Source organism: Streptosporangium sp. NPDC049078, assembly GCF_040648855.1.
Lineage (GTDB): Bacteria > Actinomycetota > Actinomycetes > Streptosporangiales > Streptosporangiaceae > Streptosporangium.
The window spans coordinates 374,126-386,872 of the sequence record NZ_JBEZEL010000004.1; the positions used below are offsets into that span (position 1 = coordinate 374,126).

Genomic DNA, 12,747 nt, shown 5'->3' on the forward strand with positions numbered 1-12,747 from the left:
AGGCACTCCTTCGCTCACTCTCCCGGCAGCGGCGGGAGGATCTCGCTGACGTCGTCGGAGAACGGCGACGACGTCACTCTCGCAGTGCGCGGCGTCCCGTTCCATCTACCGTCTCAGCGGCCGGAACTCTGCGGCGAACCGGTGTCCGCTCCCTGTCCGAGCGGGGCGCGGCGCCCGGCAGGTGCCAAGATCCTCATGGCCCGGCACCGGCGCGTGACCTAGGCACCGTGCGGGTTCCAGGGCCAGTACTTGGCCGTGGCGCCCGCGTCGACGGTGATGTTCGTTCCGTTGATCATGGCGGACTCGTCCGAGGCCAGGAAGACCACCGTCGGCACGTAGTCATCGGGCACCGGAAGCCGATGCCACGGCATCAGGCCCGCGAAATCCATCGTGTAGTCGCGGGCCGAGGTCGCCTTGATCTTCGCCGTCCTCTCGATGCTGACCGGGTCGACCGGTTTGGTCGCCGTCGGGGTGAAGGCGTTCACCCGGATGCGGTGCTCGGCCAGTTCCATCGCCGCCGACCGGGTGAAGTTGATCAGACCGCTCTTGCCGGTCGAGTACCCGATGTTGCCCGGCTGCCCCTGCCATGCCGCCGTCGACAGCACGTTGACGACGCTGCCCGGCGAACCGGCGGCGATCATCGCCTTCGCGGCGGCGCGGGTGAACAGGAAGGCGCCGGAGAGAATGACGTCCAGCTGACGCCGGTACTGCTCGATCGGCATCGTCAGGATGCCTTTCTGGTTGAACAGAACGGCGTTGTTGACGAGGATGTCGACCCCGCCCCAGTTCGAGACCGCCAGGGCGACGGCCTCCTCGCTGTGCGCCGGGTCGGTGACGTCGCCGGCCACGGCCAGCGCCTGCCCCCCGGCCTCGACGATGCTCTTCGCGCACGCCTCGGCGGTGTCCGCCGACAGATCCGTGCAGACGACCTTGGCGCCCTCGGCCGCCAGCCCGCGGGCCAGCGCGCCGCCGATGTTCGGGCTGGCACCGGTCACGATCGCGATACGTCCCGCCAACCTGTTCACAGGATGATGCTCACCTTTCCCTGCGGGCGCAGCGTGTCGAGGTCCAGGACCGCCCGTCGCTCGATGAAGACGAAGCCGTGCTCGGCGTCGCGGCGCAGCACGTGCCGGTACCGGCCGACGTAGGTGTCGAACACCCCCGGGCGCGTGCGATAGATCGCGAAGTTGGCGTGCACCGTCAGCCGGTCGTCGCCCTCGTCGACGGCCCGGATGTTGGTGATCAGCCGCCGCGTCTTCGAATGCGGGTACTCGGCGTGCGCCGACCGGGTCAGCAGCGAGTTCACCCGCTGCTCCAGCAGGAACCGGTCGTCCTGCACCAGGAACAGGTGCCGGCTCGGATCTCCGTCCGGCAGGTCGGTTGAGGGCACCAGGTAGCGGCATTCGAGGGCGAAACGCCCGAGCCACTCGTGCAACCGCCATTCGTCGAGCAGATCGGCGTCCTGGAACAGGTACCGCTCCACCGCGCGCAGCTCCGCGTCGGAGACCGGGGCAGCGGCCGGCCTCACGGTTGTCGTCTCAGTCATGGGATGTTCCTCCGCTCAGCGGTAGACGGCGAACGCCTTGTTGGAGTTGAAGACCTCGGTGGTGACGAATTCGCTCCACCGCAGCTCCAGTCCCAGCTCCGACATGGCCCCGAGCAGGCAGAACCAGTTCAGCATCTCGTGCTGGCCCGCCGCGACGACCTCGCCGGTGGTGGCCGCGCGCCAGGTGTCGTAGTCGCCCGCCACCATGGCCTCGTAGAGCCGCAGGTCGGCCTCGGTGTCCGGACGCAGGTGCCAGTCCTTGTCGTTGAGGAAGGCGTGCGACCAGCTCGACGAGGCGACCAGCGCCACTCGCCGACCGCCGGCGCGCACGGACCGGCCGACGGCCCGGCCCAGCTCGAAGCAGCGCAGCGGCGACGGCCCCGGCGGGTCCAGGTCCTCACCGGCGTTGATGTCGGCGAAGCGGGCGATGCCGCCCTGGCGGGCGATGACGTGCTCGCCGTAGCAGTTCACCGCGATCGGCACGATCGGGTACGGGAACTCCTTGCCGACGTTGTCCCAGTCGAGGAAGAGCTGGGTGTTGGCGAAGGCGTGCGGGAAGTTGATCCCGCTACGTTTCTCGTACGAGTAGGCGATGTCGAAACCTGAGTTGATCACGTCGGTGACGAGCCGCTTGGCGAAGTCCGGCCGGCCCCGCATGACGAAGCTCTGGCCCTCGTCGGGCAGGCCCCACGCGTTCGGATGGTTGCGCTTGCGGAGCAGCGCCAGCGGGTCCACGACGGTGTCCTGGTAGGCCAGCACGCAGAACGACGGGACGACCTCCTCGCGGAAGTTCTCGTACTGGTCGTCGCCCCAGACCACCATCACGTCCGGCCGGAACTCGTCGAGCTCGGCCCGGATGCGGTCGAAGCCGGCGCGCAGCGCCTCACGGTGCCCCTGCGCCGCGGCGGCACCGGCGTCGTCGCCCCATTCACGCCGCGCCTGCTCGGACCAGTTCTCCGGATCCTTGCGGTCGGCCGGGATGTCGGGGTCCTTCAGCGTTCCGCGAAGCAGGCTCGCCATGTTCGCGTTGTCCGTGGCCACCATCGGGTAGTGGGTCATGCCCAGACCGATCACGTCTGCCATGTTGAATCCTCTGCGAGTCGGGAACGCGGACCGCCCGGGTCGCGTACGGACGGCCGGTTGTCACGTGGGGCCATGCTCCGGGGTTCCTCGGCAGCAGACCACTTCACGTTCTGGTGTCCGGAACCCATCGAGGGTCATCGAGGGTCATCGAGGGTCAGGGCCTGATCGGCACGTACTGGACCGTGCCGAACCCCACGGACGCGTCGGAGTGCACCTCGGCCAGGAAGTTGACCAGGCCGCGGGTGCTGCCCTGGAAGGTCTTCTTACGCCCGGCCGGAACGTGTACGCCGCGTGGATGGGTGAAGCGGCGCACGACTCCGTCGCCGACGGCGATGGAGTCGGCCGCGGTGAACGCCGGCCTGGACGCGACGGCGTTCGTGCGGACCCGGTAGTCCGGGAGCACGTGCACGATGCCGGTCTCGTCGGCCTCGATGAAGTAGCTGCGCCAAACCCCGTCGTAGAGGGCACAGCTGGAGGCGACGAAGCGCCGGGCGCCGTCGAAGACCATCGGCGTCCAGAAGATGTCGTCGATCCTGATGTCGCGCGGACCCCACGTGTGATCACGCACCAGCAGCCCCGACGCCTCGGTGACCGTGTCACCGCTGAACAGCCTGCCGGTCCATTCGGCGCCGGCCTGGTAGTGGTTCGCGACGAACCAGATGCCCATCTCGCGGGCGCCCGGATCGTCGGCGAACAACTTGGCGGCGAGTTCGGAGACGAAGACCGGGTGGTGCCGGGTCGTCAACTCCACGTCGAAGCCGAATGGCACGTCGCCGTCCTGGGTGAAGTACCAGCCGTCGGCGTCCGGCCCGACGAAGCCGCGGCCTTCGTAGCGCAGCCGCCATCGCCGGAACGGTTCGACGACCTCCACGGTGAGCCCGGGTGAGGCGAAACAGTCCTCACCGGAGCTGTGCGTGGTGGTGGTCGTGGAAACGCCGCCGACGGTCACCCCCGCGCGTACGTCCAGGGTCCCGTCCCGGGCGACGTGCTGCAGGTGCAGGCTGAGGCCCTCGGTCAGCGCGGCGTTGCCGCCGTAGAACGCGTAGTTCTCCTGCCAGGAGCCCTCGCCGGGAACGTGCGCGAACTCGTCGGCACCGGTCAACTCCGCCATCACCTCACACCCCCTTCGCGTTGATCTCGTCGATCAACGTGATCGAATCGTGGTCGAGCAGGGTCTGGCCGAGTCGCCGCACGAGGCCGGCGGCGCGGCGGCGGGCCCGCGGGTTGTCCGTCTTCAGCGAGCCGCAGACGACCACCCCGTAGGAGAAGAACAGCAGCGTCGCGAGCCGGTGCTCCTGCCAGGCCTGTTCCAGGCCGTAGGTGACCCCGTGCCGGCCGAGGGCGGCGCTGTAGACGCCGAGCAGATCCTGCTCGTGGCGTCGCCGGACCTCGGTGTCCATGCAGTGGGTGACCAGGTACGACACGTCCTGGATGCCCTTGGCCCGCATGATGCCCTGCCAGTCGAGGGCGACGAACGCGTCCGGGTGTCCCGGCGGGCCGAACATGAGGTTGTCGAGCCGGAAGTCGCCGTGCACGATGGTGGCGTCCTCCGACAGCCAGGTCTGCAGCGACCGCAGGGCTGCCAGATATTCGTCACGCATGCCGCGCAGCCGCTCCGGCAGCAGGTCGCCGAAGTCGGCGATCATCGTGGCCCAGCCACTCTCGACCTTCGCCGCGATCGACGGCCCGTGGCTCGCGTCGTGCCGGGCGAACGTCCGATGCAGCACCGGATCCTGAGTGCGCCAGTACCGGGCGTGCAGCGAGGCCACCGACTCCAGGGCGAGGGCGGCCTGCTCCACGGTGCACCCGGCGACGTCGTCGCCGGGGATGTGATGCGGGAAGTCCTCCATGACCAGGACGAACCGGGCCCCGTCGTCGTCGATCTCCCGGTGGTGGCACCGAGGTGAGCGCAGCGGGCTGTCGTCGCCGATGGTCTCGTAGAAGCGGAACTCCCGCTTGTACGTCGACATCTCGACGGCCATCTCGATGCGCTTGGGCAACGAACTGGAGAGCTTGACGATGACGCTGTCCGGCCCGGTGCCCGACTCGGACGGGCCGTAGTCGAGGTGCACCCGCGCCACCTGGGACATCTCACCGACGCCCTCCCCCAGGGGTTGGACACGCACACCGGTCGGCGGCGAGGCCACCCCGTCGGCGGCGAGGATCGGGGAAAGCCAGCCGGCCGTGACATCGGCGACGGTCGCCGGCGAGAGGGCGGCATCGTTCTTGAGGTTCATCAGACGTACCTCCATCGCAACAGCACCCGCTCCAGCACGCTGATCACCGCGTTGAGTATCAGCGCCATGACGATGAGCACGAGGATCGCGGCCACCATCGCGGACGGCTGGAAAGCGTTGCTGGACTTCTGGATGAGCGTGCCCAGCCCGTCCTGGGCGGCCATCATCTCGCCGACCACGGCCCCGAGGAACGCGTACGGCACCGAGATCCGCATGCTGGTCACCACCCAGACCAGGCTGGACGGAATCGTGACGCGCCGCAGGATGAGCATCCGCGAGGCGCCCAGCATCTTCAACGCGTTCACGAGGTGCTGGTCGACCTCACGGACACCCTGGTAGGTGTTGTTGAAGACGAGAAAGAAGACCAGCAGGGCGGCGACGGCGACCTTCGACGCCTCACCGATGCCGAACCACATGATCAGCATCGGCGCGAGCGCCAGCTTCGGGATCGTGTTCGCCGCCATGACCAGCGGCCGCAGGATGTCGCCGAGGATGTTGCTGAGGCCCAGCGCGAAACCGGCCAGGACGCCCAGGGAACAACCGATCGCGAAACCGTACAGCGTCTCGCGCAGGGTGATGACGGTGTTCGTGAGCAGCGTGCCGTCCTCGACCCACCCGACGAACGCGGCCCACGCCTCACCGGGGCGGCCGACGTAGAACTCGTCGACGATGGCGAGCCCTTCACCGGGACGACCGGCGAAGACCTGCCAGGCCAGGATGAGCAGTGCCAGGACCCCGATGTTTCCGGCGCCGACGACCAAGGCGCGCGGCGTGATCCGTTCCCGCACCCGGGTGCCGATCGTACGGCGCTGTGAAAGCTTGCCGGGCTCCGCGACCGGCGGCCGGCCGGCGGGCGCCCGCGCCGGTTCCGCCTCCTCGGCCGGCGCGACTCTGCCTTTCATTCGTCCTCCTGAGCCGTGTGGTCCATCCGGTTCCACAGGTCCTGCCACAGCTCGCCGAAGCCCGGGTCGGTACGGAGCGACGTGAGGTCGCGCGGCCGGGGCAGGTTCACCTCGGTGCGGTAGACGATCCGGCCGGGACGCGCCGCGAAGACGACGATCTCGTCGGCGAGCAGCAGAGCCTCGTCCAGGTCGTGGGTGACGAAGACGATCGTCTTGTCACCGGCGCTCCAGGTCTCCAGCAGCTGCGTCTGGAGGCGCTGGCGCATCTGTGCGTCGAGCGCGCCGTACGGCTCGTCCATCAGGATCAGTGACGGCTCGTAGGCGAGCGTACGGGCCAGCAGCACCCGCTTGCGCATGCCGCCGGAGAGCTGCGACGGGTAGAGGGTACGGAAACCTTCCAGGCCGACGCTCTCCAGTGCCCGCTCGACGCGTGCCTTGCGCTCGGCCTTGCCGTAGCCGCGTACCCGCAGCGCCAGTTCGATGTTCGACTCGACGGTCGACCACGGGAGCAGGGTGTCGTGCTGGGTGATGTACCCGGCACCGGTGTTGACGCCGCCCAGTTCCCTGCCGTCGAAGTACACCTGGCCCTCGGTCTGGCGCAGGAGCCCCGCGAAGACGTTGAGCAGCGTCGACTTGCCGCAGCCACTGGGCCCGACGAAGCATACGAACCGCCCGCGCCGGATACCGAGGCTGACGTTCGACAGCGCCTGCACTTCGTTCTTGCCTCGTTTGCCGAATTTGACGGAGACGTTCTCGGCGCGGAGGAAGTTCTCGTCCCCGCCGGCGCCCGATGTCTGGGCGCCGGCGGTGGTGGTCTGCCGCGTTCCGGTGAAGGACATCTCCTATTCCGTCCAAACACCGTCGGCGAAGGTGAGGGTCGACGGCTTGTCGCTGGAGATTTCGTAGATCGCCTTGTTCTTCTCGAAGTAGTTCTCGGTCATCTTGGCGTCTCCCTCGTAGTTCGCCTTGACCATCTCGAACGACTCCTTGACCGACGCCGCGTCGTTCTTCGGCGAGAACGTCAGATACGCCTCAGCGGCCTTGGAGGGGTCACCGGCGAGCAGCTGACGGGCCTCGTTGAGCGAGGCGAGGAACTTCTTGACCGTCTCGCGGTTCTGCTCGACCCACGGACCGGCCGCCATGTAGGCGATGTTGCCCGCGTCCCAGGCACCGGTCTCGGCATAGTCCGCCGGGCCGAGCCAGATCGCGCCGTAGTCGTTCTTGACCGGATTGAGGCCACCGGGCAGGCCGGTGTAGATCGCGTCGACGCGCTTGGCCTTCAGACCGGAGTCCAGGCCGGCGGGCGAGCCCAGGGCGACGAAGCTGTTCTCACCGAACGGAACCTTGTAGTGCAGCAGCAGCGCCCGCAGCGACGCCTCACTACCGGGACCGCGGGAGGCGACGCCGAACTTGGCGCCCTCAAGCGCCTTGATGCGCTCCTCGACCGAAGACGCCTGGGTGACCCCCTTGGCCTCCTGCGCCTTGACGAAGTCGCTGTTGACGAGCAGGACGCCGTTCTGGGTGTTCGACGCCCGGGCGACGGCGACGACGTCACGATCGCTCGCGGTGCCGAAGAAGAGCGCGGAGATCGCCCCGCCGACGATGTCGGTGTCACCCGTGACGGCCGCCTGCACCTGGGTGCCCGAGTTCGCGATGTAGGGGAGGAACTCGACGTTCAGCCCGTTCTTCTCGAAGTAGCCGGCGCTCTTGGCGGTGATCACGTCGGCGAAACCGGTGGTGTCCGCGGCGAGCAGCAGCCGGACCTTGGTTTCGCCGGCGGCACCGGCCGCACCGGTGGCAACCTCGTCATCGGAGCCGCCACAGGCCGCCAGGGTCACGACGGCCAGCAGACCGGCCGTGAGGATTGCTGAGACTCTCTTACGCTTGAACATCCGCTGCCTCACATTTGGAATCGGGGAGCTTCTCACCGCTTCGCGCGGCCCTGCCCCGAGTCGCGTACTGACTTGGATTTCCGAACCTCGCCCCAGGTTCTTTGTCGCCTCTCGGAGGTCGACGGGACCGCGCTGCGCGAGCGCCCCCTGGACCACTTGGGGGGACACTAAGATGACCGAATACGCACAGCCACCAGAAGTTCCGGGCACTGGAACATCGGCGTCACCGGCCCGACACAGCCTCTTGACCGGGGCTGACGTGTCAGAGGGCAGCCTGCTACCACGCCCGGGAAACCTCTCCTCCGGATCGCGGAAACACCACGGGCGCGGCTCTGAGCGCGCAGGTCAGCGCACCGCGCCGGAACCCGACGCCTTGATGATCGACGCGGTCGACACCGGGGCCGTCTGGAACGAGCCGATGCCCGCGGAATCGCCCGAGCGCACGTGCCCGACGTGGTCGACCAGGCCCCAGTTCGGCAGGCCGTTGACGTCCCAGTTACGGGGGGCGCCCATCACCCGGACGACGTCGATGTCGAAGCGGGTCACCCGCTCGTCGCGTACCGCGAGCGAACTGGCGTCGGTGAACACCTCGCCGTGGGCGGTGTTCTGCCGCACGAGGTAGTCGGTGTAGACGTTGACGACCTGGTCGTCGACGGCTTCGGCGGCGAAGCTGTACCAGGTGTCCTCATAGCGCTTGGTCAGCGCGGTGAGGAAGCGCCGCCCGCCGTCGAGCACGACCGGCGTCCAGTATCCGGCGTTGCTGCGGAAGCGGCGTTGGCCCCACGAGTGGTCACGCCACATCAGGCCGCTCGCCTCGATCTTCCGGCCGCCGCTCCACACCGTGCCCTTCCACACCGAGCCGACCTCGTAGTGCTCGGCGACGGTGAAGATGTTGGTCGGGTCGACCGGGAACAGCTCGGTGGTGATCGGCCGCCAAGAGATCGGCGCACAACGGGTGCCGATCTCGATGTCGAAGCCGAACGGGGAGTCCCCCGCCCCGGAGCAGAGCCAGCCGGACTCGTCCAGACCGACCCGGCCACGGCCGTCATAACCGAGTCGCATCTTCTCGAACGGCACGGCGATGTCGACGTCGAAGCCGTCGGCGCCGAAAGCACTGCTGCCCGCCTGCTGCCTGACCGTCGAGGTCAGCACGCCGTCGACACACGAGGCGGCGCGCACGTCCACGAGACCTTCGGCAGGGATGTGCTGGAGATGCAGGTAGACCCCGTTGCCGAACGCCTCGTCCCAGCCGTGGAACAGGTAGTTCTCCTGCCAGGCCTCACTTTGGGGGGGTTCGTGGATCGACTCGTCGGCGGGAAGCAGCATGGATGGTCCTTCGGTTCGTGGTGAGTGGTTCTGCCGTGCTGGGAGCGCTCAGAGCAGATCCCAGGCCTTCCAGTCGTCCATCGCCGTCAACGCGCGGTCGACCAGTCCCTTCTTGCGCGCGATGGCGCGCGGGTCCTTGTTGTTCATGCCCCCGGTGATACCGACGACGATGGAGAAGATGAACAGCATGGCGAGGCGGTAGTGCTCCTCGGCCTCGTCACGGCGGTAGTCGACCCCGGCGTCGTTGAGGGTGCGTACGTAAAGGTCGATCAGCTCGCTCTCGGCGGCGCGCCGGTCGTTCGTGGTCATGCTGTGGGTGACCAGGTAGGCGACGTCCTGGACGCCGCGGCCGACGACACTGCCCTGCCAGTCGAGCAGGACCACCGGATCGGGCCGGCCGGATCGGCCGAACAGCAGGTTGTCCATGCGCAGGTCGCCGTGGACGAAGGTGACCGGTTGCCGCGCCATCAGACGCAGCAACCGGGGGAAGGCCTGGACGTACGCCTGCTCGTAGGCGCGGACCTGGTCGCCGAACCGCGCCTCATGATTGGCGATCATGTTCGGCCATCCCTGGATGACGGCCCGGTGGCGGTTGGCGGCGAAGACGCCGTCGTGGCGAGGGACCCACGCCAGTTCGGGGCCATCGGTGCGGTTCCAGAACGCGGCGTGGACCTTGGCGACCTCGGCCACCGCCAGGGCCGCCTCCCCCGGCGTGCAGCCGCGCACCTCGTCGCCGGGAATATGGTCGGAGAAGTCCTCCAGGACCAGGCAGTAGCGGGCGCTGTCGTCATCGACGGCGGCGAGGTAGGCGTGGGGCACCCGGGCCGGCACATGCGCGGCGAGTTCCCGGTAGAAGCGCACCTCGCGCTCGTAGAGCCGGATGCTCCGGGCCCGCTCGCGGTGGTGCTCGTTGTCGGTGGCGAACTTGGCGATGAGGCTCACGGGTCCGCCCTGGTCTCCGTCGGCGTAGCCGAGGCCGACACGGACGAGGGTTCCCATCTCGCCGACCCCGGACTTCAGGGGGGTCGTCTCGAACGCCACCGGCGCCGCCGCGTCCGGATGGTGTTCGCGGAGCAGCTCGGCCAGCCAGGGCAGAGTGATCTCCGACGAGGTACGGGGGAACGCCATGTCATCTCCTCGCAACGTGCTGCCGGGTGGCTCCCGGTCAGGGTGCGGGCAGTGCGTGCCAGGCCTCAAGCCACCGTTCCGGTTCCCGGAACGAATCCGCGAGGGCCGGTGAGCGCGGTGGTCTCACTCATCCGGTGCTCCCCGCGTCGTCTCAGCCGGTTATCTCAGGAAGTCCGCCATGTACTCCTGGAAGCGGGACTTGGTCACGGCCGACGCCTGTGCCCACGACTCGAATTCCAGCACCGTGTCCAGATCCGCGGCCTGCGACATCTGGACGGCCCGCTTCAGGTCCCGCACCAGCGCGGGGTCACGCCGCGCGTAAAGCCGGGCCAGGCTCGTCGCCTCGGCCAGCGGATCGTCCGCGAGCCGGGTCGCCAGGCCCGTCTCGTACGCCTGCCCGGCGTCGAGCACCTCCGCACCCAGCAGTGCGCACATCGCCCGCCCGGTCCCCATGCTGCGGGTCAGGAACCAGCTCGACCCGCCCCCCGGGTGCAGCCCGATCTCGGCGAAGGTCAGCGCGAACTTCGCCCGCGGGCCGGCTATCACGATGTCGCAGGCCAGGGCGATGTTCACGCCCGCACCTACCGCCACCCCGCCTACCGCCGCGATCGTGGGGATCGTCAGATCCTTGATACCGAGGAACGACGCGTACACCCGCTTGAGGTCCTCGCGGATCTCCGCCGGTCTCCGGTCGATGTCTCCGAACATGGTGTTCAGGTCGGCGCCGGCGCAGAACGCCTTGCCCGCGCCGCTCACCACCAGCGCGCGGGCCTCGTCGTCGGCGGCCACCGTCCGGACCGCCTCCGCGATCTCCCGCAGCATCGGCAGGTTGAGGGCGTTGCGCCGCTGCGGCGCGTCGAGCATCAGGTGCCGGATCGGGCCGTCGGCCGTGAGCTTCGTGAACTCGGTCATCGTTCTTCTTCCTTCTCTCTGCTTCTCTGTCGGACGTCCGCCGACCAGCGGCCGGCGCCTCCCGTCCAGGCGGGAACACCTCCGGCGCGTACCGAGGCCACGTCCAGGTCGTCGGCGTGGCGCAGCACACCCTCATCACACAGCCTCACCGCCGTGGCCACCGCCGCGTCGACGAAACGCCTGCCCAGACCTGCCTCCTCCTCGGTCACCACCGGCTCTCGCGCGAAGGGGGCGGCGGTCAGCGGCGCGGGCCGCAGTCCCGCCACGACCAGCGCCCGCTCGATCACGGCCGGGTCGGTCCCGGCACGGCGCGCCTCGTCGGCGGCGGCCCTCACGGCCTCCGCGACGCGACCTCCGAACCCCTCGCGCTCCCCGTCGGCCAGCGGCACCGCCAGTGCTCCGGTGCGCGCGAGCCGCGCGACGACGTCGTCGACCGGTTCGTCCGCGGCCGCGTACTCGATGACGTATCCGCCGTCGCCCAGGCGGTCCGGGGCTATCCAGAGCACCGGATCACCGGCGGGCGGCTCGACGCCCGGCTCGGCGACGGTGAGCACGACGTTGCCCTCCTCGGCGCGCAGCCGGGACAGCCCTGCGGCGTCACCGTCGCTGACGACGGCCACCGACGCGATTCCGCCGGCGGCGAGTGTCCGGCGGCCCACCGGCCCGGCGACCACCAGCACCGGTGTGCGGGCCGGTGCGTTCCCGGCTGCCTGACGCAGCCGCGATCGGGTCCGGACCGTGTCGAAGAAGGCCACCGCGATGGTCGCCCGCGCCGCGTCGGAGACGACGAGGTCGGCCAGTCCCTCGCTCTCGGCACGCAGGGCCGTGTCGACGTCGGCACTCGCCGCGATGGCCGCGACCTCGCGGATGGTGGCGACGGCGGGGGCGAGGTCGCGCGCCGGTTGCGGCACGACCGGGTCCTCACCGGCCTCGTCACCGAACGCCGCCGGTCGGCCCCGGTCCCACGGCTGGGTCGCGTCGGGGTTGGCCAGAATCCAGGCGCGGGCCTTCTCCAGCGCCTCGGCGCGCGAGGCGGCGAGGTCGTCGATCAGGCCGAGTCCGTGAGCCTGGCGGGCGTTCAGCCTGGTGCCGCCGACCAGCAGTCGCAGGGCACGCGGCAGGCCGATCAGCCGGGTGGTACGGGTGATGCCGCCACCTCCCGGTAGCAGCCCCAGCGTCACCTCGGGCAGCCCCACCATCACCTCGGTGGAGTCCAGCGCGATCCGGTGGTGGCAGACCAGGGCGAGTTCCAGGCCACCGCCGAAGGCGCCGCCCTCGACGAGCGCGACGACAGGGCGTCCCAGCCTCTCCAGCCGTCGCATCCGGGACTTGCGCAGTTCGAGATCGTCGAGGAACGCCTGCCGGTCGGCGGGGCCGATCCGGACGAGCCGTTTGAGGTCGCCACCGGCGAGGAAGCCTTTCTTGGCGGAGGTGAGCACGACCCCGATGACGGTGTCGCGCTCGGCCTCCAACCGGTCGATCACGGCCGCGAACGACCGGATGAACAGCTCGTTGAGTGTGTTGACCCTCTGATGTGGGTCGTCCATGGTGAGCGTGACCACACCATGGTCGTCGCGCTCCCAGCGGATCGCGGTCTCGGCGGTCAAACCGCTGCGCTCCTTCCCGTGCCGACTCTGAGGTGAAACACCGGCCGGATCGCCGGACGGACCGCTGGACGGGCCGTGGGACGGGCTTGATCTCACCGCCCCGCAGTCCGGATC

The 12,747-nt window shown here is 69.2% G+C and carries 12 protein-coding genes; all 12 read right to left on the reverse strand.

The window, feature by feature from the left end; translation table 11 throughout:
- Positions 1-218: 218 nt before the first annotated feature.
- The 12 genes from AB0B90_RS08745 to AB0B90_RS08800 all read right to left on the reverse strand — a co-directional run bounded on the left by AB0B90_RS08745 (position 219) and on the right by AB0B90_RS08800 (position 12,633).
- Positions 219-1,025 carry an SDR family oxidoreductase gene (locus AB0B90_RS08745; protein ID WP_350948778.1) on the reverse strand — a complete coding sequence of 269 codons (807 nt, stop codon included), beginning with the start codon at positions 1,023-1,025 and terminating at the stop codon, positions 219-221.
- Positions 1,022-1,546, reverse strand: a complete 525-nt coding sequence (locus tag AB0B90_RS08750; protein ID WP_350948779.1) for an aromatic-ring-hydroxylating dioxygenase subunit beta — start codon at positions 1,544-1,546, stop codon at positions 1,022-1,024. Before AB0B90_RS08750 ends, AB0B90_RS08745 begins: the two co-directional genes overlap by 4 nt.
- Before the next feature lie 15 nt (positions 1,547-1,561).
- On the reverse strand, positions 1,562-2,629 hold the full coding sequence (locus tag AB0B90_RS08755) for a hypothetical protein (RefSeq protein ID WP_350948780.1): 1,068 nt from the start codon (positions 2,627-2,629) through the stop codon (positions 1,562-1,564).
- 154 nt (positions 2,630-2,783) lie between these two features.
- Positions 2,784-3,740, reverse strand: coding sequence for a hypothetical protein (locus AB0B90_RS08760; RefSeq protein WP_350948781.1), 957 nt, complete (start codon positions 3,738-3,740; stop codon positions 2,784-2,786).
- Between the two features lie 4 nt (positions 3,741-3,744).
- Positions 3,745-4,866: a phosphotransferase gene (locus AB0B90_RS08765; RefSeq protein WP_362921726.1), complete on the reverse strand. Its 1,122-nt coding sequence runs from the start codon at positions 4,864-4,866 to the stop codon at positions 3,745-3,747.
- Positions 4,866-5,768, reverse strand: coding sequence for an ABC transporter permease (locus AB0B90_RS08770; protein WP_350948783.1), 903 nt, complete (start codon positions 5,766-5,768; stop codon positions 4,866-4,868). The genes AB0B90_RS08765 and AB0B90_RS08770 overlap by 1 nt, the downstream gene beginning before the upstream one ends.
- Positions 5,765-6,607, reverse strand: coding sequence for an ABC transporter ATP-binding protein (locus AB0B90_RS08775; RefSeq protein ID WP_362902901.1), 843 nt, complete (start codon positions 6,605-6,607; stop codon positions 5,765-5,767). The genes AB0B90_RS08770 and AB0B90_RS08775 overlap by 4 nt, the downstream gene beginning before the upstream one ends.
- A gap of 3 nt (positions 6,608-6,610) precedes the next feature.
- Positions 6,611-7,660 carry an ABC transporter substrate-binding protein gene (locus AB0B90_RS08780; protein ID WP_350948785.1) on the reverse strand — a complete coding sequence of 350 codons (1,050 nt, stop codon included), beginning with the start codon at positions 7,658-7,660 and terminating at the stop codon, positions 6,611-6,613.
- A gap of 345 nt (positions 7,661-8,005) precedes the next feature.
- Positions 8,006-8,986, reverse strand: coding sequence for a hypothetical protein (locus tag AB0B90_RS08785; protein WP_350948786.1), 981 nt, complete (start codon positions 8,984-8,986; stop codon positions 8,006-8,008).
- Between the two features lie 48 nt (positions 8,987-9,034).
- The gene (locus tag AB0B90_RS08790; RefSeq protein ID WP_362921729.1) at positions 9,035-10,114 is read right to left on the reverse strand and encodes a phosphotransferase; all 1,080 of its coding nucleotides are present in this window, start codon (positions 10,112-10,114) and stop codon (positions 9,035-9,037) included.
- A 159-nt stretch (positions 10,115-10,273) separates the two neighbouring features.
- Positions 10,274-11,026, reverse strand: coding sequence for an enoyl-CoA hydratase (locus tag AB0B90_RS08795; RefSeq protein ID WP_362921731.1), 753 nt, complete (start codon positions 11,024-11,026; stop codon positions 10,274-10,276).
- On the reverse strand, positions 11,023-12,633 hold the full coding sequence (locus AB0B90_RS08800; RefSeq protein WP_362921733.1) for an enoyl-CoA hydratase-related protein: 1,611 nt from the start codon (positions 12,631-12,633) through the stop codon (positions 11,023-11,025). The genes AB0B90_RS08795 and AB0B90_RS08800 overlap by 4 nt, the downstream gene beginning before the upstream one ends.
- Positions 12,634-12,747: the final 114 nt, after the last annotated feature.